This window comes from Janthinobacterium fluminis (genome assembly GCF_028595325.1).
Taxonomy (GTDB): Bacteria; Pseudomonadota; Gammaproteobacteria; order Burkholderiales; family Burkholderiaceae_D; genus Janthinobacterium; species Janthinobacterium fluminis.
In genome coordinates this window covers 40,844-61,306 of the sequence record NZ_JAQQXR010000005.1, presented here as the reverse complement: position 1 = coordinate 61,306, position 20,463 = coordinate 40,844, and the positions used below count along the sequence as shown (strand labels likewise).

At 67.4% G+C, this 20,463-nt stretch carries 20 protein-coding genes; 11 read left to right on the top strand and 9 right to left on the bottom strand.

Going from position 1 to position 20,463, the window contains the following annotated elements; all coding sequences use genetic code 11:
* Positions 1–139 precede the first annotated feature (139 nt).
* The 6 genes from OIK44_RS13625 (at position 140) to OIK44_RS13600 (ending at position 5,982) form a co-directional block, all read left to right on the top strand.
* Positions 140–1,267: a M14 family metallopeptidase gene (locus OIK44_RS13625; RefSeq protein WP_273671316.1), complete on the top strand. Its 1,128-nt coding sequence runs from the start codon at positions 140–142 to the stop codon at positions 1,265–1,267.
* Positions 1,268–1,551: 284 nt separating this feature from the next.
* Complete coding sequence (locus OIK44_RS13620; protein WP_273671315.1) at positions 1,552–2,787, top strand: cytochrome-c peroxidase; 1,236 nt, start codon at positions 1,552–1,554, stop codon at positions 2,785–2,787.
* A gap of 25 nt (positions 2,788–2,812) precedes the next feature.
* The gene (locus tag OIK44_RS13615; RefSeq protein WP_273671314.1) at positions 2,813–4,132 is read left to right on the top strand and encodes an outer membrane beta-barrel protein; all 1,320 of its coding nucleotides are present in this window, start codon (positions 2,813–2,815) and stop codon (positions 4,130–4,132) included.
* 9 nt (positions 4,133–4,141) lie between these two features.
* Positions 4,142–4,678: an FMN-binding protein gene (locus OIK44_RS13610; RefSeq protein ID WP_273671313.1), complete on the top strand. Its 537-nt coding sequence runs from the start codon at positions 4,142–4,144 to the stop codon at positions 4,676–4,678.
* The gene (locus OIK44_RS13605; protein WP_273671312.1) at positions 4,675–5,502 is read left to right on the top strand and encodes an FAD:protein FMN transferase; all 828 of its coding nucleotides are present in this window, start codon (positions 4,675–4,677) and stop codon (positions 5,500–5,502) included. The genes OIK44_RS13610 and OIK44_RS13605 overlap by 4 nt, the downstream gene beginning before the upstream one ends.
* Positions 5,503–5,505: 3 nt before the next feature.
* Positions 5,506–5,982, top strand: a complete 477-nt coding sequence (locus OIK44_RS13600) for a DUF4405 domain-containing protein (RefSeq protein ID WP_273671310.1) — start codon at positions 5,506–5,508, stop codon at positions 5,980–5,982.
* Positions 5,983–5,998: 16 nt separating this feature from the next.
* On the opposite strand, the gene OIK44_RS13595 is transcribed toward OIK44_RS13600, so the two are convergent.
* From OIK44_RS13595 to pmbA, 4 genes are all read right to left on the bottom strand, one after another.
* Positions 5,999–6,646 (bottom strand): PEPxxWA-CTERM sorting domain-containing protein, encoded by a 648-nt coding sequence (locus OIK44_RS13595; protein ID WP_273671308.1) that lies wholly within the window; start codon positions 6,644–6,646, stop codon positions 5,999–6,001.
* A 140-nt stretch (positions 6,647–6,786) separates the two neighbouring features.
* Positions 6,787–7,404 carry a PEP-CTERM sorting domain-containing protein gene (locus OIK44_RS13590; protein ID WP_273671306.1) on the bottom strand — a complete coding sequence of 206 codons (618 nt, stop codon included), beginning with the start codon at positions 7,402–7,404 and terminating at the stop codon, positions 6,787–6,789.
* Positions 7,405–7,571: 167 nt separating this feature from the next.
* Positions 7,572–8,657, bottom strand: a complete 1,086-nt coding sequence (locus OIK44_RS13585; RefSeq protein WP_273671305.1) for a TRAP transporter substrate-binding protein — start codon at positions 8,655–8,657, stop codon at positions 7,572–7,574.
* A 237-nt stretch (positions 8,658–8,894) separates the two neighbouring features.
* The gene (gene pmbA, locus OIK44_RS13580) at positions 8,895–10,247 is read right to left on the bottom strand and encodes a metalloprotease PmbA (RefSeq protein ID WP_273671304.1); all 1,353 of its coding nucleotides are present in this window, start codon (positions 10,245–10,247) and stop codon (positions 8,895–8,897) included.
* 89 nt (positions 10,248–10,336) lie between these two features.
* Here pmbA and yjgA point away from each other — a divergent pair, with 89 nt between their 5' ends.
* The 3 genes from yjgA (at position 10,337) to OIK44_RS13565 (ending at position 12,358) form a co-directional block, all read left to right on the top strand.
* A complete protein-coding gene (gene yjgA / locus OIK44_RS13575; RefSeq protein WP_273671303.1) occupies positions 10,337–10,945 on the top strand; it encodes a ribosome biogenesis factor YjgA in 609 nt (202 codons plus the stop codon).
* 118 nt (positions 10,946–11,063) lie between these two features.
* A complete protein-coding gene (gene mog, locus OIK44_RS13570; RefSeq protein WP_273671302.1) occupies positions 11,064–11,690 on the top strand; it encodes a molybdopterin adenylyltransferase in 627 nt (208 codons plus the stop codon).
* The gene (locus OIK44_RS13565) at positions 11,690–12,358 is read left to right on the top strand and encodes an alpha/beta hydrolase (RefSeq protein WP_273671301.1); all 669 of its coding nucleotides are present in this window, start codon (positions 11,690–11,692) and stop codon (positions 12,356–12,358) included. The genes mog and OIK44_RS13565 overlap by 1 nt, the downstream gene beginning before the upstream one ends.
* 47 nt (positions 12,359–12,405) lie before the next feature.
* On the opposite strand, the gene OIK44_RS13560 is transcribed toward OIK44_RS13565, so the two are convergent.
* The gene (locus OIK44_RS13560; RefSeq protein ID WP_273671299.1) at positions 12,406–13,959 is read right to left on the bottom strand and encodes a S1C family serine protease; all 1,554 of its coding nucleotides are present in this window, start codon (positions 13,957–13,959) and stop codon (positions 12,406–12,408) included.
* An 85-nt stretch (positions 13,960–14,044) separates the two neighbouring features.
* Positions 14,045–14,599 carry a carboxymuconolactone decarboxylase family protein gene (locus OIK44_RS13555; RefSeq protein ID WP_273671298.1) on the bottom strand — a complete coding sequence of 185 codons (555 nt, stop codon included), beginning with the start codon at positions 14,597–14,599 and terminating at the stop codon, positions 14,045–14,047.
* A 168-nt stretch (positions 14,600–14,767) separates the two neighbouring features.
* On the opposite strand from OIK44_RS13555, the gene OIK44_RS13550 reads away from it, so the two are divergent.
* Positions 14,768–16,111 carry an aspartate aminotransferase family protein gene (locus OIK44_RS13550; RefSeq protein ID WP_273671297.1) on the top strand — a complete coding sequence of 448 codons (1,344 nt, stop codon included), beginning with the start codon at positions 14,768–14,770 and terminating at the stop codon, positions 16,109–16,111.
* Between the two features lie 21 nt (positions 16,112–16,132).
* Here OIK44_RS13550 and OIK44_RS13545 read toward each other — a convergent pair whose 3' ends face one another.
* From OIK44_RS13545 to OIK44_RS13535, 3 genes are all read right to left on the bottom strand, one after another.
* Positions 16,133–16,984: a fumarylacetoacetate hydrolase family protein gene (locus OIK44_RS13545; RefSeq protein WP_273671296.1), complete on the bottom strand. Its 852-nt coding sequence runs from the start codon at positions 16,982–16,984 to the stop codon at positions 16,133–16,135.
* Positions 16,981–18,285 carry an MFS transporter gene (locus OIK44_RS13540; RefSeq protein ID WP_273671295.1) on the bottom strand — a complete coding sequence of 435 codons (1,305 nt, stop codon included), beginning with the start codon at positions 18,283–18,285 and terminating at the stop codon, positions 16,981–16,983. The genes OIK44_RS13545 and OIK44_RS13540 overlap by 4 nt, the downstream gene beginning before the upstream one ends.
* Positions 18,286–18,350: 65 nt before the next feature.
* On the bottom strand, positions 18,351–19,739 hold the full coding sequence (locus tag OIK44_RS13535; RefSeq protein WP_273671294.1) for a KamA family radical SAM protein: 1,389 nt from the start codon (positions 19,737–19,739) through the stop codon (positions 18,351–18,353).
* Positions 19,740–19,992: 253 nt separating this feature from the next.
* Between OIK44_RS13535 and OIK44_RS13530 the strand changes: the two genes are divergently transcribed.
* Positions 19,993–20,445, top strand: coding sequence for a cache domain-containing protein (locus OIK44_RS13530; protein WP_273671293.1), 453 nt, complete (start codon positions 19,993–19,995; stop codon positions 20,443–20,445).
* The last annotated feature ends 18 nt before the right edge of the window (positions 20,446–20,463 follow it).

The following is a 20,463-nucleotide window of genomic DNA, read 5'->3' as shown; positions in this document are numbered from 1 at the left end:
GTGTAGGGGCGTCTCCGCGCGCTGGCAATAGGCAGATTCCGATGCGCAACTTTATGCAACACTGGCAAAACTAGTATCATGAACGACTTGCACACAGATGCAAAAACACACCGTCTCGAATTCACTAGGAAGCCATCCCATGTCTATCAAAATCAGCCACCAGTTCGACGCCGGCGCCATCGACGTCCTGCGCGCCGACGCGCCGCACGCGATCGAACTGAACATCCGCAAAGACTCGCACTCCGACATCATCCAATGGTTCTACTTCCGCCTGCAGGGCGCCCAGGCCGAAGCGTGCACGATGCGCTTCCTCAACGCCAGCGCGGCAGCCTACCCGGACGGCTGGGTCGACTACCAGGCCGTCGCCAGCTACGACCGCGAAACCTGGTTCCGCGTGCCCACCAGCTACGACGGCAAGGTCATGACGATCGAGCACACGCCGGAAGAGGACAGCGTCTACTACGCCTACTTCGAGCCCTACCCGTGGGACCGCCACCTGGCCCTGCTCGACAACGCCCAGGCCTCGCCGCTGGTGCACATGCTCGACCTGGGCAGCAGCGTCGAGGGCCGCGACATGAACCTGCTGGTCGTCGGCAACCCCGACGCCGCCCATAAAGTGTGGGTGATCGCGCGCCAGCATCCGGGCGAGACGATGGCCGAATGGTTTGTCGAGGGCATGCTCGACGCCCTGCTCGACGGCGCCAACCCCTTCGCCCGCCAGTTGCTCAAGGACGCAGTGTTCTACGTGGTGCCGAACATGAACCCGGACGGCTCGGTGCGCGGCAACCTGCGCACCAACGCGGCCGGCGCCAACCTGAACCGCGAATGGATGACGCCGACGCTGGAGCGCAGCCCGGAAGTGCTGTGCGTGAAAAACAAGATGCACGAAGTCGGTTGCGACCTGTTCCTCGACATCCACGGCGACGAAGGCTTGCCGTATGTGTTCATGGCCGGCAGCGACGCGCTGGAAACGTTCACGCCGGCGCAAAAGGCCGAGCAGGAACGCTTCATCGCCGACTTCAAGGTCGCCAGCCCGGACTTCCAGAACGCCGTCGGCTATCCGGAAGGCCCGTTCACGCCGGAAGTGCTGACGATGGGCTCGCCGCACATCACGCACGCCTTCGGCTGCCTGGCGCTGACGCTGGAAATGCCGTTCAAGGACAATGCCAACGATCCTGACCCGCAGGCGGGCTGGAGCGGTCCGCGCAGCGTGCGCCTGGGCCAGGCCGTCCTGCAACCCATCCTGCAGACGCTGCGCGCGAAGTAAGCGCCCACCACCAAGGCCGGCTGCGGATTGACGCGGCCGGCCGCCGCCCCGCCCCGGCCAGTCCAGGCCGTGCAAAAAAACAACAGCGCCTTGCCGCCGTCTTGCATGGGGACAAACCCCGCGCCGCCTCTGCCAGCCGGCGTTTCCGCCTCCGTCCCCCCGATATCGCCGCGCCCCGCCCACGCACTAGTTCTTGCTGCCTAATTGCAACATCAACAAGCGTAAATTACAATCATTCTCATTTGCGGCCTAGCGCCCCCTTCTTTTACATTCACCACCAAGCGATGGAAAACAATATAACAACACGGCCGTCCGCGCCCCTGCCCGCGCTTTCCCGTCTCGCCGCCGCCACGCTGGCGCTGGCCCTGGCCGCCTGCGGCGGGAGCGGCGCCGGCACGCCGGGCGCGACCACGCCCGTCGATCCCGTCAGCAAACTGAGCCAGGCCGCCACGCTGGGCGAGAAAATCTTCAGCGACGCGTCGCTGTCGGCGTCCGGCAAGCAATCCTGCGCCAGTTGCCATAACCCCGCCAACGCCCATGCCCAGAGCGACAGCCTGGCCGTCCAGCTGGGCGGTCCGAACGGCGACGTGCAGGGCTTCCGCGCCTCGCCGTCGCTGCGCTACCTGGACCTGAACCCGGCCTTTTTCTTCGCCAAGGACGGCACGCCAACCGGCGGCATCAACCGTGACGGCCGCGCCGCCTCGCTGGCCGAGCAGGCCGCGCGCCCCTTCCTGGCGCCGCACGAGATGGCCAACGCCAGCAAGGCGGACGTGGTCGCCCGCGTGAAGAGCACGGCCTACGCCGGGCAGTTCCGCGCCGTCTTCGGCGCCGCCATCTTCGACAACCCGGAGCAGGCGTTCGGACGCATCACCTTCGCGCTGCAGCAATACCAGAAGGAAGACCCGGCCTTCCACCCCTACGACTCGAAATACGACCTGTTCCTGGCCGGCAAAGCCAAGCTGGACGAGGCCGAATTGCGCGGCCTGGCCCTGTTCAACAACCCCACCAAGGGCAATTGCGCGGCCTGCCACACCAGCACCCGCGGCGCCGACGGCGCGCCGCCGCTGTTCACCGACTTCAGCTTCGACAACCTCGGCGTGCCGCGCAACCCGCGCATCGCCGCCACGCTCGACCCGGCCTACTTCGACCTGGGCCTGTGCGGCCCGGACCGCACCGACCTGGCCGACCGCGCCGACCTGTGCGGCGCCTTCAAGGTGCCGACGCTGCGCAACGTCGCCACCCGCAAGGTGTTCTTCCACAACGGCGCCTTCACCGACCTGACCGAGGTGACGCGCTTCTATGTGCGCCGCGATACCCATCCGGAGGAGTGGTATCCGCTGGGCGCCGACGGCCAGGTCGACAAGTTCAACGACTTGCCGCCGCAGTACCGCCGCTACGTCAACGTCGCCGAAGTGCCCTACAACCGCCAGCCCGGCATGGCGCCGGCAATGTCGGAAAGCGAAATCGGCGATGTCGTGAAATTCCTCGGCACGCTCACGGACGGCTACACCGCACACTAATCCCATTATTGAAAGAGACTCCACCATGATGAGCAAACATATGATCGCCGCCGCCGTCGCGGCCGCATTCCTGGGCGCGCCGCTGGCCGCCAGCGCCGGCGAAGCCGAATTGCTGCAACGCATAGAAAAGATGGCCGCCGAGCTGGAACAGCTGAAAAGCGAGTTGCGGGCCAGCGTCAAGAAGACCGAAGTCGTCGAGCAGCGCCAGCAGGCATTGACGGCGCAGGTCGCCGCCGCGCCGGCCGCGAGCGGGGCCGCAAGCGGGGTCGCAAGCGCCTCCGGCGCCGCGCCGGCCACCGTGCTGAGCGGCTACGGCGAAATCAATTACAACCGCCCGACCAAGAATGCCAGCGCGGCCCAGAGCGACTTGCGGCGCGCCGTCATCGGCATCCAGCACCGCTTCGACGAGAAGACCAAGGTGGTCGGCGAGTTCGAGTTGGAACACGCCGTCGTCTCGGCCGACGACAAGGGCGAATTTGAAGTCGAGCAGTTGTACGTCGAACGCGAATTCGGCAACGGCTTGCGCGCCAAGGCCGGCCTGTTCCTGATGCCGGTCGGCCTGCTCAACACCAACCATGAGCCGACCGCCTACTACGGCGTCGAGCGCAATTTCGTCGAGACGGCGATCATCCCCTCGACCTGGCGCGAAGCCGGCCTCGGCCTGTCGGGCGAATTCGCCAACGGCCTGAGCTGGGACGTCGGCGTCACCACCGGTTTCGACCTGAGCAAATGGGTCTTCAACGCCGACGGCGAAGGCCGCGAATCGCCGCTGGGCAACATCCACCAGGAAGGCCAGCTGGCCAAGTCGCGCGACCTGAGCGTGCACGGCGCGCTGAACTGGCGCGGCGTGCCCGGCCTGCTGCTGGGCGGCTCCGTCTTCACCGGCAAGGCCGGCCACAAGACGGCCGATTTCGCCGCCAACGACGCGCGCATCACGGTGCTCGACCTGCACGGCCGCTACACGCCGGGCCAGTGGGACTTGTCGGCGCTGTACGCGCGCGGCCAGATCAGCAACACCGAGGCCGTCAACCAGCTCAACATCGGCCAGCCGAACCCGATACCGAGCGCCTTCGCCGGCTGGTATCTGCAGGCCGCCTACCAACTGCTGAAGGCGGGCGACTACACGCTGAGCCCCTTCCTGCGCTACGAACAGTACAACACGGCGAAAAGCTTCAAGGGCGTGCCGCAGGGCGTGGGCGTGACGCCGGCCGTCGATGAAAAAGTCGTCACCGTCGGCGCCAACCTGAAAGTGGGCGAAGGCGTGGTGCTGAAGGCCGACTACCAGAAATTCCGCGAAGACAAAACGCGCGACCGCCTGAACCTGGGCGTCGGCTTTTCATACTAACATCGGCGCATGATGAAAAACCTGCACCTGGCCGCGCTGGCGGCCAGCGCGGCCAGCGCGCCCGCCTTTGCCACCCAGTACCTGAACGTGGAGCAGGCGCAGCGCCTGATGTTCCCGGAGGCGAACAGCTTCCGGGAACAGAATGTGGCCTTGAACACGGCGCAGATGCAGCAGGTCGAAAAACTGGCCGGCCTGCCGGCGCGCTCGGTCCACTGGCGCGTGTTCGCCGCCTACAAGGCCGACGCGGCGATCGGCTATCTGATCCTCGACGACGTCATCGGCAAGTTCGAGCTGATCTCCTACGCCGTCGGCGTCAACCTCGACGCCAGCGTGCGCCAGGTGGAAATCCTGAGCTACCGCGAAAGCCACGGCGGCGAAATCCGCAACCCGGCATGGCGCAAACAATTCGTCGGCAAGACGGCGCCGGCCGGTTTGAGCGTGGGCGAAGGCATCGCCAACATCAGCGGCGCGACCTTGTCCGCCACCCACGTCACCGACGGCGTGCGGCGCATCGCCGCCATCGCCCAGGTGGTGCTGAAAAAATGATACGCCGTGCCCAGCCCTGGTTGGGCACGCTGGTCGACATCCACATCGCCGATCCGCTGCCGGACGCCGAGGCCCACCGCGCGGCGGCGCTGGCCTTCGCCGACATCGCGCTGGTGCACCGCTTGATGAGCTTCCACGACGGCGCCAGCGACGTCGCGCGCCTGAATCTGGCCGCGCCCGGCACGCTGACGAGCGTGCACGAGCACACCTGGCGCGTGCTGCAACTGGCGCAGCGCGTCGCGGCCGCCTCGGACGGCATCTTCAACATCGCTTGCGCGCCGCAACTGGTGGCCTGGAACTACCTGCCGGCGCCGCGCGCCGCGGCGCCGCGCTACCGGCCCGGCCTGGACGTGCTGGGCTGCGAGCGCGACGGCGCCGTGCGCAAGCACGCACCCGGTTGGATCGACCTGGGCGGCATCGCCAAGGGTTACGCGGTCGACCTGGCCGTCGCCGCGCTGGCGCGGGCCGGCGTGCGCAGCGCCTGCGTCAACGCCGGCGGCGACCTGCGCGTACTCGGCGCGGCCACATTTCCGGTGGCGATACGCGCGCCATGGCGGCCCCAAAGCGCCGCCGCCGAACTGCCGCTGCGCGATGGCGCGCTGGCCACCTCGGCCAACTACTTCTCCGCCAGGGTCCAGGACGGCGTCCCGGTCGGCGCCTTCGTCGACGGCCGCGACGGCAAGCCGGCCGGCGGCGCCGCCAGCGTCACGGTGCTGGCGCCCGCCTGCGCCGCGGCGGACGCCCTGACCAAGGTCGTGCTGGCCAGCGGCGACGCACAACACCCGGCGCTGGCGGCCTTCGGCGCCTCAGCCCTTATAATCTAGACAATGCACTCCCACAAACCCGCCACCCCGCACGCGCACGCGCGCCACCACATCAACCTGCGCCTGGAGCGCTGGCACCGCCATTGCCTCTACGCCAGCGGCGCCGCTCTGCTGCTCAGCGGGGCCGCCTGGCTGCTGGCGCATTACTTCCTGCGCACGCCCGGCGAATTCGGCGAGGCCATCCACCCGCTCGAACCATGGGCCATGAAACTGCACGGCGCCAGCGCGATGGCCGCGCTGTTCTTTCTCGGCAGCCTGATGAACGCCCACATCCGCCGCGCGCTGAAGGCGGGCCGTAACCTGGTGTCGGGCTGGGCCATGATCGCCACGTTCGCGCTGCTGATCGCCACCGGCTTCGGGCTCTACTATCTGGCCGGCGAAAGCGACCGGCCGCTGTGGTCTGGCGTGCACTGGGTGGCCGGACTGGCGCTGGCGGCGCTGAGCGTGCTGCACATCGTGCTGGGCAGGCGCCGGCACTAGCTTCGCGGGGAAGAAATCAGCCGGCCTTGCGCCGCATCGCCGCGCCGACCAGCGCCAGCCCCGCCAGCAGCATGGCATAGGTGGACGGTTCCGGCACGGCGGAGAGCTGCTCGAAGACGACGTTGTCCAGGCCGATGACGGCATTGTTGCTGAGCTTGCCGTTCGCCACGCCGAGGAAGGTAATCTGCGCGCTGCCGCTGTTGGCCACCCAGTCGAAGGACATGCGCTCCCAGTCCATCACCCCGCCCTGGTAAACGTTGGTGAACAGCGTCTGCGGGGCGCCGTTGATGCTGACCGCCAGCGTCGCCGTCTGGAAGCCCGCCAAATAGTAGTCGCCCAGGTCGAACGACAGCCGGTAATGCTGGCCGGCCGTGGTGCGCACGGCATCCGAACGCAAGCCCTTGTCGTAGCCGTAGACGCCGGTCAGGTCGACCCAGTTCTTGCCGTCGGCGGCGGGGACAAACTCGGTGCGCGTGAGCTGGACGTCGGCGCCCACGACGGTCCAGCCGGCGATGGCCTTGGAGCCGCTGCTGTACAGGGCGTACTGGCTATGGATGCCGGGCTGCTCGAACGAGCCGTTGCTCAACAGATTGGGGGCCGCCTGCGTCACGCCGGCCAACAACAGCAAATTGAGGGAAAGGATGAGGGCGGGCAGGCGCGGCATGATGGACTTTCAAATTGAGGAAGAAAAAATGCTAACATCTCAAATATTGCAAGTCAATCAATGTAGACAATTAATAAAAAGCCCCGCGACGCTCGGCGGGGCTGGTGGCGCTTGACGGGCTGACTGCTGCCCGGCGCACCTTATTGCGCGGCGGCGCCCTTGCGGCGGCGCGCGATCCCGCCCAACAGCGCCAGGCCGCCCAGCAGCATCGCGTAGCTGGTCGGCTCAGGCACGGCCGAGATGCTGATATCGTCGATCAACAAATTGCCATGGTTGGTCAGGGTCAGCGTGTCGATGCCATTGAAATGCAGATTGAACTGCTGATACGTATCGGCCATCCGCAGCGTCCGGGTGAAGATTTCCACGCCGTTCAGATAGCCGTGCGCGACGGCCTGGTCCGTGCCGCTCAGATCGCGCGCCCAGAAGCTGTCGACATTGAAGGTGTGGGAGGCCGACAGGGACACATCGCTAGAGCCATTTGTCCACGCAAAATTAGGCCCGGAATGCGTCGCCACGCCCGGAAAACTTAAATAGGGTGCGGCAGCCGCCGGCGAAACCAGCCAGCTGTAGCCCCCCGCCCCGCCAGACCAGGTAAAGCCCTGGTAAGCATAGTCGAGGACGGTGGTATCCATGTGATTCGAGGTCGGCGGGACCACGATGTCGTCAAAATCAATAACGGCGGCATACGCCGGCGCGGCGGCGGCGCAAACCAGCAGCGACGCGGCGGCGAGACTGCGCAGGGAAAAATTTTGCTTCATGTTCGGACTATCCTTTCAACAAAGTAAATACAAATACATAAGCATTTATATTAACATTTTAGTTATCGCCGAACACCTACTTAGATCAATATTTATGCCCAAATGAAACAAACAGGCGCATAAAAAAACCCGCAATGGCTGCGGGTTGGGCGGGAACGGCGGCGGCTTTATTTGCGGCCGGCGCTGATCAGGTAGTTTTGCATGGTCGCCTCGGCCACCGAAGCCCACTGGTTCTGGTCCTGGCGGAAACGCTTCCATGGCTCATAGATCTTCTTGAACTTGGCGTTCTTTGCCGCCTCCTCCTCCATCACCTCGTTGGCCGCCTTGTAGCAGGCGTCCATCGTGTCTTTCGGGAAGTTGCGCAGCTTCACGCCGTTCTTCAGCAAACGCGCCAGCGCCGCCGGATTGCGCGCGTCGTATTCGGCCTGCATGACGACGTGGGCCTCATACGAGGCCGCCTCGATCGCCGCCTGGTACTCCTTCGGCAGCTTTTCCCATTCCTTGATGTTGACGTAGAACGAGAACGAGGCGCCCGCCTCCCACCAGCCCGGCGCGTAGTAATACGGCGCGACCTTGTAGAAGCCCAGCTTTTCATCATCGTAGGGGCCGACCCACTCGGCCGCGTCGATCGTGCCCTTTTCCAGGGCCGGGTAGATGTCGCCGCCGGCCAGTTGCTGCGGCACCAGGCCGAGGCGCTCCAGCACGCGGCCGGCGAAGCCGCCGACGCGCATCTTCGTGCCCTTCAAGTCGGCCACGGATTTGACTTCCTTGCGGAACCAGCCGCCCATCTGGGTGCCGGAATTACCGCCCAGGAAGTTGATGATGCCGTAGCCCTTGAAAAATTCGCGCGTCAGCTCGCGCCCGCCGCCCTGGTCGAACCAGGCCGTGTGCTGGCGCGAGGTCAGGCCGAAGGGCACCGCGCAGTCGAAGGCGAAGGCGGCGTCCTTGCCGAAGTAATAGTAGGAGGCGCTGTGGCCGCATTCGACCGTACCGGCCTGGACGGCGTCCATCACCTGCAGGCCGGGGACGATGTCGCCGGCCGCGTAGGAGCGGATGTTGAACTTGCCGCCGGTCAGTTGCGCGATGCGCTTGGTGAAGGTGTCGGAGGCGCCGAAAATGGTGTCCAGGGACTTGGGGAAGCTCGACGCCAGGCGCCAGTTGATGGTAGGTAGCGCTTGGGCCAGGGCCGGTGCCGCGATGGCGCCTGCCGATGCGCCCACTGCCGCTTTTTTTAGAAAGGAACGACGTTCCATATTGTGTGTCTCCCGAAGTTTTACGTCACGAAGAAAACGCTGCAGCATGCGATATGCCGGGGCTAGTGTAGAGGTGGGAGACGTGGCGTGCAACGGAAATATTCTGCGGCGGCGCAGAGACACATGGGGACAGACCACGATTTCCGGGAAAGCTTTCGAGAAAGCTTTCCCGGAAATCGTGGTCTGTCCCCGGCTCAGGGGTTTCGAAAATCGTGGTCTGTCCCCTACCCAGGGGGTTTAACTGCCGGCGACGACCATGTTTTCGATCAGGATGGAGCCGGTCTGCTTGGTGCCGCGCAGCAGCACGTCGGTGCCGACGGCGACGATCTGGCTCAGCATGTCGCGCATGTTGCCGGCGATGGTGATTTCCTCGACGGGGTATTGGATCACGCCGTTTTCCACCCAGAAGCCGGAGGCCCCGCGCGAATAGTCGCCCGTCACGTAGTTGGTGCCCTGGCCCATCAGCTCGGTCACCAGCAGGCCCGTGCCCATTTTCTTCAGCATCGCGACGAAGTCGTCGCCGCGCCGGGTTTTCGTCGACGTCAGCGACAGGTTGTGCGAGCCGCCCGCGTTGCCCGTCGTTTGCATGCCGAGCTTGCGCGCCGAGTAGGTCGACAGGAAGTAGCCCTGCACGACGCCGTTCTTGACGACGTCGCGGCGCTGCGTCCTGACGCCCTCCTCGTCAAACGGGGCCGAGCCGACGCCGCCGATGATGTGCGGATCTTCAACGATCTGGATGTGCGCCGGCAGCACCTGCTTGCCCAGCGAGTCGAGCAGGAAGGTCGATTTGCGGTACAGCGCGCCGCCCGAGGTGGCCTGGACGAAGGCGCCCAGCAGGCCGACGGCCAGCGGCGCCTCGAACAGCACGGGGCAGTTGCGCGTGTCGAGCTTGCGGGCGTTCAGGCGCGCCAGCGCGCGCTCGGCGGCGTAGCGGCCGATCGCCTCGGGCGCCGCCATCTTGCTGGCGTCGCGCACCGACGAGTACCAGTCGTCGCGCTGCATCTTGGCGCCCTTGCCGGCGATGGGCGCCACCGACAGCGTGTGGCGCGAGAACGGATAGCCGCCGATGAAGCCGCGCGAGTTGGCCGACACGAAGTGCGACTGCTGCACGTGCACGCCGGCGCCCTCGCTGTTGGTGATGCGCGGGTCGACGGCGAAGGCGGCCGCCTCGGCGCGCTGGGCCAGCGCCACGGCCTCCTCGGCCGAGATCAGCCAGGGGTGGAACAGCTGCAGGTCGCGGGGCGCCATTTCCAGCATGTCGGCGTCGGCCAGGCCGGCGCAGTCGTCGTCAGCCGTGAAGCGGGCGATGTTGTAGGCGGCGTCGACCGTGGCGCGCAGGGCCGCCGGCGAAAAGTCCGAGGTGCTGGCGTTGCCGCGCTTCTGGCCGACGAAGACCGTCACGCCCATGCCCTTGTCCTTGTTCTGCTCGATCGTCTCGACCTTGCCCTTGCGAACGGAAACCGACAAGCCACCGCCTTCACTAATTTCGACGGCGGCGTCGGTGCCGCCCTTCTCTCGCGCAAAAGACAACACATCGCGCGCAAGTTGCTTCAATTGGTCCTGGCTGTGGGTAAATACGGAGTCGTTCATGAGCTGTTTTCTTCGGAAGACCGTTAAAACAGTTATCATAGCAGTCGTTTACAGTTTACAGATATGGCAGCACGCCAAATCGACTTATCATGCCAAATCCAAACCGGGGAGCTTGCGGCTTCCAATCCTCCGAATTCGAGCAGGAATACGAGCGTCCGTCGAAATCGGAGCTCAAACGCCAAATGACCGTCCTGCAAAAGCTGGGCGAAGAGCTGGTCAACGAAGCGCGCGACCGCGTCAAGCGCGTGCCGATGCCCGAGGACGTGCGCGACGCCATCCTCGAATGCCAGCTGATCAAGGACCACGAAGGCCGCCGCCGCCAGTTGCAATACGTCGGCAAGAAGATGCGCACCCTGGACGAGGCCGAAGTGGCGGCGATCCAGCGCACCATCGACAGCTGGAAGGGCTTGTCGAAGTCCGACACGGCCATCATGCACGCGATGGAGCGCCGCCGCGAGAAGCTGTTGACGGACGACAAGGCGCTGACCACGCTGCTGTCGGAGAATCCCGAGCTGGACGCCCAGCACCTGCGCACGCTGATCCGCAACGCCCGCAAGGAGCAGGCCGAGAACAAGCCGCCCAAGGCTTACCGCGAGATTTTCCAGATCCTCAAGCAGATCGCCAAGAAATCGGCGGCCGGCAAGGACGACGCGGACGCGGACGACGAGGCGCAGGAGCAGGAGCAGGACGAGGAATAAGCGCGGCGGCCAGCGAGGACGGCCCCGCGCGGGCTCCGTCCCCGGCTGGCGCGGCCGCCTGGACCATGCGACAAAACCGGGACCAGCCCGGTTTTGTGGTTTTTACGACGGGTAAACCATGACAAGCAATCAAGATGAACTGGTGATCGGCCTGGTGTCGATCTCCGACCGCGCCAGCGGCGGCGTCTACCAGGACCTGGGCATTCCGGCCCTGCGCGACTGGCTCGGCACGGCGCTGACGACGCCCTTCCGCCTCGAAACGCGGCTGATCCCGGACGAGCGCGCGCAAATCGAGGCGACGCTGGTCGAGCTGGTCGACACGGCCCGCTGCCACCTGGTCCTGACCACCGGCGGCACCGGCCCGGCCCGGCGCGACGTCACGCCCGAGGCGACGCTGGCCGTCGGCAGCAAGGAAATGCCCGGCTTCGGCGAGCAGATGCGGCAGATCAGCCTGCGCTTCGTGCCGACGGCGATCCTGTCGCGCCAGCTGGCGGTGATACGCGAAACGCCGGACCACGCCGCCCTGATCATGAATTTGCCGGGCCAGCCGAAGGCCATCAAGGAAACCCTGGAGGGCTTGAAGGACGCCGCCGGCGTCCAGCTCGTCGGCGGCATCTTCGCCGCCGTGCCCTACTGCGTCGACCTGATCGGCGGCCCCTATATGGAAACCGACGCGGCCGTCTGCAAAGCCTTCCGCCCGAAAAATGCGCTGCGCGCGGCGCCCACCACCCCCGAGGAAAAGTGATGAGCAATCTGTTGGAACACATCGAAATCGAGACGGCGCCGAACCCCGCCGCCGCCGTCATCTGGATGCACGGCCTGGGCGCCGACGGCAACGACTTCGTGCCGCTGGTGCGCGAGCTGGACCTGTCTGGCCTGCCCGGCATCCGCTTCGTCTTTCCGCACGCGGCAACCATGCCGGTGACGATCAACGGCGGCTATGTGATGCGGGCCTGGTACGACATCGTCGCCACCGACCTGACCCGGCGCGAGGACGAGGCCGGCCTGCGCGCCTCGCAGGCGCAGATCGAGGCGCTGATCGCGCGCGAGAAGGCGCGCGGCATCCCGGCCCAACGCATCGTCCTGGCCGGCTTCTCGCAGGGTTGTGCGATGGCCCTGCAAACGGGCTTGCGCCACCCCGAGCCGCTGGCCGGCCTGCTGTGCCTGTCCGGCTACCTGCCGCTGGCCGACAAGACGGCCGCCGAGCGCCATCCGGCCGGCCAGCACGCGCCGATCTTCCTGGCGCACGGCACCGCCGACCCGGTCGTGCCGCTGCTGCGCGCCAGCCAGTCGCGCGAGGCGCTGCAGGCGCTCGGCTACCAGGTCGAGTGGCACGACTACCCGATGCAGCATTCGCTGTGCCAGGACGAGGTCGACGACATCGGCGCCTGGCTGCGCCGCGTGCTGGCCTGAGGCCGCGCCGGCAGCCAAAAAAAGGCCCGCATCGCGCGGGCCTTTGCTTATTGGGCGGCGGTTTTTTTCTGCTGCCACACCTCCAGCATGTCGGCCGAGCCCTGGGCGCGGATGCCGTTGTCGCTGAGGATGGCCTCGGTCGCCGCCATGACCTCCTGGCGCGGCAGGACGATGGTTTCGACGCCGCGCTGGTCGAAGCGCAGCGTCAGCAGCTCGTCCTGGCTGTCGCGCAGCAGCGCCACCAGATGGCCCAGGCTGCGCACCGGCACGCCGTTGAGCGACTGCAGCACCGAACCGGAGCGGTTGTTATAGCCGGCCACCAGCTTGTGCGGGAAAAACGGCGAGCTGACGACGACCAGTTCCTCGTGCTCCGCGTCGGGCTCGTCGCCGCGCCGCGTCACCAGGGGATTGGCGACGAAGCTCATCGCCTGCAGCGTGCCGGGATTGCTGGCCGGCCCGGCCATGAACTCCGCCGTGGCGCGCGAAAACACGATCGGCCCATAAATGAAGAACGACGGGTAGGCGCCCTGCAGGCTGGGTATCAGCTGGGGCCGCGCCGGCGCCACCGGCAGCTGCACAGTCAGCGGCTTGCCGTTGCGCACGACGGTCAGCGGCACGAAGCCGTTCTTCGCCAGTTGCTGGACCCGGTACTGGAAGCGCACGCGCGCGTTGGCGCCCAGCTTGACCATGCCCTGGTTGTCGACCGGGTAGTCGCCGATGCGGGTGACCACGTCCCACTCCTTGAGCGGATAGGCGGCGTCGCCGCGGCCGGCATGCTGCACCACCACCGCGCCCTCGACCGACTTGTCGAGCTTGAGGAAGCGGCGCATGGCCGGGTTTTCCAGCGTCTGCATGGTGTCGAACATGGCCGGCTTGGCGTCCTGGCGGCCGGCGGCGACGTCGCGCAGGAACAGCTCGATCTCCTCGTTCGGGATGATGTAGCCGATGTTCTGCGCGTTGCTGGCGCCGGCGAAGGCCAGGCCGACCATCTTGTCGCCGGCGATCACCGGGCCGCCGCTGTTGCCGGGGTTGACGGCGGCGTCGATCTGCACGCGCAGGCCCGACACCGGGTAGTGGATGGGGACGAATTCGATGCGCGAGACGATGCCCTTGGTGATCGACAGCGAGGTGCCGCCGGTCGGGTAGCCGTAGGCGAAGACGGCGTCGCGCACCTCCGGCAGCACGTTGGCGCGCGGCAGCGCCGGGCGGCCGTTGAAGAAGGATTCGTCGTCCAGCTTGAGCACGGCCAGGTCCATGCCGCGCGAGATGGCGACGACGCTGGCCGACACCTTGTCGCCGGCCTGGTTGGCCTGCACCTGCACCTGGCTGGCGTAGCCGACCACATGGGCGTTGGTGAGGATGCGGCGGCCCTCGATCACCACGCCGGAGCCGGTGACGTCCTGCGGCGCGGCCTTGGTCCAGGGCTTGTACGGGTCCGGGCGGCGCAGCGTGGAGAACACTTTGACGACCGAGTTTTCCAGCCCGGGCGCGGCGGCGGCGCTTTCCTGGGGCGCGCCGCCGGCGTGGACGGCGGCGCCGGGCAGGGACAGGCTCAGCGCCAGCAAGAGGCTGCCGAGAAAAGGTGAAGGACGTGTGCGCATTGATGGTCTTCGAAATGAATGGAAGGCAATTATATATTGCGCAACAAGCTCATTTTCACCAATTTTTCGCCGCGCCCGCCGGCCGCTACTCCGGCAGCGGCGCGGCCGGCGACGCCGGCACGGCCGTCTGGGCGCTGTTCATCACCATCGACAAAAACGTGTAGTAGCCGTTGATGCCGATCAGGTCGACGACGCCCTGCTCGCCGAACAGCGCCAGCGCGGCCGCGTAGGTCGGCTCGGCCACCTGGCGGCGCTGGTGCAGCTCCAGGCAGAAATCGTGCACCAGCGTCTCGTCGGCCGCCATCGCGGCCGGGCGGCGGCGCGCGGCGATGGCGTCGATGGTGTCCTGCTTGATGCCGTTCGCCAGCGCCAGCGGCGCGTGGATGGCCCATTCGACCTGCTGGGTCCACTGCCGCGCCGTGACCAGGATCGCCAGCTCCGACAGGCGCACGCCGATCGCGCTGCGGTAGCGCAGGTATTCGCCCATGCGCTGCGCCGCCGCCATCAGTTCCGGGCTGCGCAGCAGCGGCACGAAGGGGCCGTACAGCGCGCCGCGCGGGCCGTCGATGACCGCCTGCGCCGCCGCCCGCTGCGCGTCGCTGAGCTGCTCGAAGGGAATGGGGCCGAGGCGATCCGTCATGGGGAGTGGGCGGGTGGGAGGGAAAGGGTGGCGTCGCACTTGCCGTTCGAAAATATTCGCACATGTACCGGAAAAAATCAAAGAAATCGGCGCCGATCGCGTTTATTGTCATCAAGTCGGCGCCGCACGCAACACCCGCCGCGACGCCCCTACCGTCAGGAGGACGCCATGAGCCACATCATCCACCGCAGCCTGCGCCACACCCCGGCGCTGGCCGTCGGCGCCCGCGGCATGCACGTGTTCGACAGCGACGGCAAAGCCTACCTCGACGCCAGCGGCGGCGCCGCCGTGTCGTCGCTGGGCCACGCCCACCCGCACGTGCTGGCGGCGATGCAGCGCCAGATCGCCCAGCTCGCCTACGCCCACAACGGCTTTTTCAGCAGCGCGCCCGCCGAGGCGCTGGCCGAGCGGCTGGCGGCCGACGCGCCCGGCGACCTCGACGCCGTGTACCTGGTGTCGGGCGGCTCGGAGGCGGTCGAGACGGCGATGAAGCTGGCGCGCCAGTACGCCGTCGAATCCGGCCAGGGCGAGCGCGGCGTCTTCATCGCGCGGCGCCAGAGCTACCACGGCAACACGCTGGGCGCGCTGGCGCTGGGCGGCAACGCCTGGCGCCGCCAGCCGTTCGCGCCGCTGCTGATCGACGTGCCGCACGTGGCGCCCTGCTACGAATACCGCGGCCGCGCGCCCGGCCAGAGCCAGGACGACTACACGGCCGCCCTGCTGGCCGAACTGGAGGCGGCCATCGTCGCCGCCGGCCCGCACCGGGTGCTGGGCTTTTGCGCCGAAACCGTGGTCGGCGCCACGGCCGGCGCCGTGCCGCCGACGCCCGGCTACTTCAAGGGCGTGCGCGCGCTGTGCGACAAATACGGCCTGCTGCTGATGATAGACGAGGTCATGTGCGGCATGGGGCGCTGCGGCAGCCTGTACGCGATCGAGCAGGAGGGCGTGCTGCCGGACCTGGTCGCGCTGGGCAAGGGGCTGGGCGCCGGCTACCAGCCGGTCGGCGCCGTGCTGGCGCGGCGCCACATCGTGGCGCGCCTGCGCGAGGGCAGCGGCGCCTTCCAGCACGGCCACACCTACACGGCCCACCCGGTGGCGGCGGCGGCCGCGCTGGCGGTGCAGGAAGTGCTGGCCGGCGAGCGCCTGGTCGAGGCGGCGGCGCAGCGCGGCGCCTCGCTGATGGCGCGCCTGCGCGCGGCCTTCGGCGCGCACCCGCACGTGGGCGACATCCGCGGCCGCGGCCTGCTGCTGGGAATCGAGCTGGTGCGCGAGCGCGACGGCAAGCAGCCCTTCGAGCCGGAGCTGAAACTGCACGCGGCCGTCAAGGAATGCGCGCTGGCGCGCGGCCTGATGGTGTATCCGATGGGCGGCACCGTCGACGGCCGCCGCGGCGACCACATCCTGCTGGCGCCGCCCTTCATCGCCAGCGAGGCCGACCTGTCGGAGATCGTCTCGCGGCTGGAGGACGCGCTGGCCAACGCGCTGGCCGGCGCCGGCTACGCCGGCCGCTGAGCGCAACCGGCGCCGCGCTTGTTACACCGCCTGATAGGCGATGACGTCCTGCTGCTGCTCGCCCAGGCCGGCGATCCCCAGGCGCAGGCTGTCGCCCTTTTTCAGGAAGCGCTGCGGCTTGCGCCCGGCGCCCACGCCCGGCGGCGTGCCGGTGGCGATGATGTCGCCCGGCTCCAGCGTCATGAATTGCGAGACATAGCTGACGATCTGCGCGACGCTGAAAATCATCGTTTCGGTGCTGCCGGTCTGCATGCGCTTGCCGTTCAGCTCCAGATACAGGTCCAGGCGCTGCACGTCATAGACTTCGTCGCGCGTGACCAGCCACGGCCCCACCGGGCCGAAGGTGTCGCAGCCCTTGCCCTTGTCCCACTGCGGGCCGCGCTCAAGCTGGAAGGAGCGCTCGGACAGGTCGTTGACGACGCAATAGCCGGCCACGAAGCTGAGCGCGTCCGCCTCGCTGACGTAGCGCGCGCGGCTGCCGATGACCACCCCGAGTTCGACTTCCCAGTCGGTTTTTTTCGAGCCTTTCGGCAGCATCACGGCGTCGTCCGGGCCGTTCAGGCAACTGACCGCCTTCATGAAGACGATCGGTTCGGCCGGCGCCGGCAAGCCCGCTTCGGCCGCGTGGTCGGCGTAGTTCAGGCCGATGCCGATGAATTTGCCGACGCGCGCCAGCGGCACGCCGAAGCGCGGATTGCCGCGCACCAGCGGCAGCGTGCTCTCCTCGATCTTGCCCAGTTTGCGCAGCGCCTTGTCCGACAACTGGGTGGCGTCGATGTCGGCGATGACGCCGGACAGGTCGCGCAGCTTGCCTTCTTCATCGATCAGTCCGGGTTTTTCCTTGCCGGGGCGGCCGTAACGGACCAGTTTCATATGCTTCCTTCGAGTGAGGTGATTGCCGTGCAGCGTGCCATTTTACCGGATGCCGCCGCGGCGGCGCGGTAGCGGCGCAGGAAGAAGCGGACCAGACCTGGCAACTGCAGGGCCACCAACACGCCGAAGGCGGCCTGATAGGCCTGCACCGGGTACTGCTGCGCCGCGTTCGGCGTCCAGAAGGAGAGGATCACGCCGAAGCCGGCCTGCACCGCGAAGGCGCCGATGAAGATCAGCAGGTTCAAACAGGTTGCGGCGCGCCCGGCCAGCGCCGCCGGCACGCTCTGCGAGACGATCGCGTATTCCAGGCCGGTGAAGGTGCCCACCAGCGTGAAGCCGACCGACAGCAGCAGCAGGCTGGGGGCGAAGTTCAGCACGAAGGCGCACTGGATGGCGACGAAGACGACGATGCCGCCGGCGGCCACGTCGAGCGTGCGCATGCCGCGCCGCGCCGCCCGCTCGGCCAGTTTGCCGACGCCGACGGCGCCGACGATGACGGCGCCCATGCCCAGCATCAGCAGCGTCGCCAGCGCGCCGTCGGGCAGGCGCACGACGTCGGCCAGCCACTTGCCTATCCACAGGCCCTGTATGCCGAAAAACACCGTGTGCGGAAGCAGCATCAGCGACACGGTTTCGCGGAAGGCGGGGTTGCGGTAGACGTCGCGCAGCGACGCCAGCGTGACGGGCCGGTGCGGCGAGGGCGGCGCGGCCGGCGCCCAGCGCCGCACCAGCAGGCTGACCAGCAGCGTGGCGACGGCCAGGCAGGCCAGCACGCCGCGCCAGTCGGACGCCTGCAGCGCCAGTTGCAGCGGGCGCGTGGCCGAGGCCGCGCCGAGGCCGCCGATGGCGATCAGGTAGCCGTGCACGGCCGTCAGCTGGGCCGCCGGCACCCAGGTCGAGATCGCCTTGACGGCGGCCATGAAGCTGCCGCCCAGGCCCAGGCCCATGATGGCGCGGGCGCACAGCAGCGCGGCGAAGCTCTCGCCGCGGCTGAACAGCAGCACGCCCAGCGCCGCCACCACCAGCAGCGTCGACTGCACGCGGCGCGGGCCGTAGCGGTCCAGCGCGATGCCGATGGGCAGTTGCGCCAGCGCGAAGGCGAAGAAGAAAACGCTGCTCAGCACCCCCAGTTGCAGCGAACTCAGGCCCAGCGCCGCCACCAGTTGCGGCGTCAGCACGGCGTTCGCCGTGCGCAGCAGGCAGGACAGGTAGTGCCCCAGCGCGAACGGCAGAAACACCTGGAAGAACACGGCGGCGGCGGGCAACTGCCCGGCCGGCCATTCCTGCTTGAGTGTGGCCATGGTGACGCTCTCCTTGGTAAGTGCCGCCCGGCCGCGGCACGGCGCGGCGCGGGCGGATCGAAGCCTCAGGCCTGCAGGCTGTCGGCGCAGCGGCTGTCGGCGTGGGCGCGGCCGGCGGGCAGCAGCGGGATGACCTTGCGCTCGGCGGCGGCGTCCGCCTCGAAGAAGAATTTCGTCTCGCCGAAGGCCGGCTTCAAGTCGTCCATCCAGGTCGCGCTCGGGTCGAACTTGGCGTAGAAGGGCTTGCGCACCCAGTCCGGGTTGCGCGCCTGCAGGAACTGCAGCGCGAACACCTTCTCGCCGCCCAGCGTGACGATGCCGTCGATGACGACCTTGCCGGGAAAGGCGCTCATCGACGGCCCGCGCACCGTGCGCGACAGGCCCGACACCATCTGGTAGGCGGCCTGGAAGATTTCGTGGGCCTTCGCCAGCGGCAGCTGGAAGTAGGCGCGCGGCCCCGTGTCGCGCTCGACGAACATGTAGTAGGGGATGGCGCCCAGGCGCACGCCGGTCTGCCACAGCTCGGCCCAGCCGCGCGGGTCTTCGTTGATGTGGCGGATCAGCGGCCCCTGCATGCGCACCGTCGCGCCGGTGCCGACGATGCGCTTGACGGCCTGCTGGGCGATGTCCTGGCGCAGCTCGACGGCGTGGCTGTAGTGCGCCATCACGGCCAGGTTCTTGCCGGCCTTGACGACCCGCTCGAACAGGCGCAGCAGCTCGTCGGCGTCGCGGTCCGAGACGAAGCGCTGCGGCCAATAGGCGACCGACTTGGTGCCGATGCGGATGTTCTGGATGTGCGCCAGCTCCGGCGCCAGCAGCGGCTCGATGTAGGACGCCAGCGAGCGCGTGTTCATGATCATCGGGTCGCCGCCGGTGATCAGCACGTCGGTCACTTCCGGGTGCATCTTCAGGTAGGACACCAACTCGTCGGACTGGCTGGCGTTGAACTTCATGTCTTCCATGCCGACGAACTGCGGCCAGCGGAAGCAGAAGGTGCAGTAGGCGTGGCAGGTCTGCCCGGCGCTGGGGAAAAACAGCACGGTCTGGTCGTACTTGTGCTGCAGGCCGTGCAGCGGCGCGTCGTTCACGCGCGGCACATTGTGCGTCATCTGCCCGGCCGGGTGCGGGTTCATGCGCAGGCGCAGCGCGTGCACATAGCGGGCGATGGCTTGCGGGTCGCGCCGCAGCAGCACCAGCTCGCGCAGCTGCTCGTACTCGGCCGCCGGCAGCATGTCGCGGTGCGGGAAGGTCAGGCGGTAGATCGGGTCGTCGGGGATGTTGTTCCAGTCGATCAGCTGGTCCATCACATACTCGTTGGTGCGAAACGGCAGCACATGCGACAGCACTTGCACGGCCTCCTGCTGGGACGCGTCGAGCCAGCCCCATTGACGCGACTGGTCGATGGTCTGGCGGGTGTAGGGTTTGAATTTCGCGGCAACGGGCAGGGTGGACATGGTGTGCTCCTATCAGGGGTCGGGGGAAGGGCCGCGCCGCACAGCGCCGGCCATGAAACGATGGTAGGGGCGGCGCGCCTCCGTGGTGTTGTCGCACATCAATTGTTTTCCATGCGGAAATCAAACACCGGCGCCCGACGCGCCCGGTTGTGCTAGCGCAATCCGGCCGGCCGCCGGCCGGGGTACATTACAACATGCACGTGGGCAACTTTGCGCCCGCGTGCGCCTCCCCCCACGACGCCTAGGAGAAATCATGCAACGCTTAGTCACCGGCACGCTGCTGTGCCTGGCCATGTCCGCCGCGCTGGCCAGCGCCGACCCGACGGAAAAGGACGCCATCGCGATGGCCGAACGGGGCGCCGCCTTCATGAAGGCGCACGGCAAGGACGAGATGATCAAGAAAATCAGCGCCAAGGACCCGGACTTCATCCAGGGCGCGCTGTATGTCGACATGCGCGACATCAACACCGGCATCGTGCTGGCCCACCCGGTCAATCCCTCCATCGTCGGCAAGGACTTGACCGACGTGCCCGACGCCAACGGCAAGCGCTACCGCCGCGAAATCATCGAGCTGGCGCAGAAGAAGGGCAAGGGCTGGGTCGACTACCAGTACAAGAACCCGACCACCGGCAAGATCGAGCCGAAGACCACCTACATCCTGCGCGTCGGCGACGTCGTGCTGGAGGCGGGCATCTATAAAAAATGAACGCGGCTACCGCCACGC

Bases quoted from the DNA above. Each gene is read 5' to 3' on its own strand.
- OIK44_RS13610 (WP_273671313.1), top strand. From the start codon at position 4,142: ATGATGAAAAACCTGCACCTGGCCGCGCTGGCGGCCAGCGCGGCCAGC.
- pmbA (WP_273671304.1), bottom strand. From the start codon at position 10,247: ATGAACGACTCCGTATTTACCCACAGCCAGGACCAATTGAAGCAACTT.
- OIK44_RS13595 (WP_273671308.1), bottom strand. From the start codon at position 6,646: ATGCCGCGCCTGCCCGCCCTCATCCTTTCCCTCAATTTGCTGTTGTTG.
- OIK44_RS13615 (WP_273671314.1), top strand. From the start codon at position 2,813: ATGATGAGCAAACATATGATCGCCGCCGCCGTCGCGGCCGCATTCCTG.
- mog (WP_273671302.1), top strand. From the start codon at position 11,064: ATGACAAGCAATCAAGATGAACTGGTGATCGGCCTGGTGTCGATCTCC.
- OIK44_RS13560 (WP_273671299.1), bottom strand. From the start codon at position 13,959: ATGCGCACACGTCCTTCACCTTTTCTCGGCAGCCTCTTGCTGGCGCTG.
- OIK44_RS13545 (WP_273671296.1), bottom strand. From the start codon at position 16,984: ATGAAACTGGTCCGTTACGGCCGCCCCGGCAAGGAAAAACCCGGACTG.
- OIK44_RS13625 (WP_273671316.1), top strand. From the start codon at position 140: ATGTCTATCAAAATCAGCCACCAGTTCGACGCCGGCGCCATCGACGTC.
- OIK44_RS13600 (WP_273671310.1), top strand. From the start codon at position 5,506: ATGCACTCCCACAAACCCGCCACCCCGCACGCGCACGCGCGCCACCAC.
- OIK44_RS13550 (WP_273671297.1), top strand. From the start codon at position 14,768: ATGAGCCACATCATCCACCGCAGCCTGCGCCACACCCCGGCGCTGGCC.
- OIK44_RS13530 (WP_273671293.1), top strand. From the start codon at position 19,993: ATGCAACGCTTAGTCACCGGCACGCTGCTGTGCCTGGCCATGTCCGCC.
- yjgA (WP_273671303.1), top strand. From the start codon at position 10,337: ATGCCAAATCCAAACCGGGGAGCTTGCGGCTTCCAATCCTCCGAATTC.
- OIK44_RS13590 (WP_273671306.1), bottom strand. From the start codon at position 7,404: ATGAAGCAAAATTTTTCCCTGCGCAGTCTCGCCGCCGCGTCGCTGCTG.
- OIK44_RS13620 (WP_273671315.1), top strand. From the start codon at position 1,552: ATGGAAAACAATATAACAACACGGCCGTCCGCGCCCCTGCCCGCGCTT.
- OIK44_RS13605 (WP_273671312.1), top strand. From the start codon at position 4,675: ATGATACGCCGTGCCCAGCCCTGGTTGGGCACGCTGGTCGACATCCAC.
- OIK44_RS13585 (WP_273671305.1), bottom strand. From the start codon at position 8,657: ATGGAACGTCGTTCCTTTCTAAAAAAAGCGGCAGTGGGCGCATCGGCA.
- OIK44_RS13540 (WP_273671295.1), bottom strand. From the start codon at position 18,285: ATGGCCACACTCAAGCAGGAATGGCCGGCCGGGCAGTTGCCCGCCGCC.
- OIK44_RS13535 (WP_273671294.1), bottom strand. From the start codon at position 19,739: ATGTCCACCCTGCCCGTTGCCGCGAAATTCAAACCCTACACCCGCCAG.
- OIK44_RS13555 (WP_273671298.1), bottom strand. From the start codon at position 14,599: ATGACGGATCGCCTCGGCCCCATTCCCTTCGAGCAGCTCAGCGACGCG.
- OIK44_RS13565 (WP_273671301.1), top strand. From the start codon at position 11,690: ATGAGCAATCTGTTGGAACACATCGAAATCGAGACGGCGCCGAACCCC.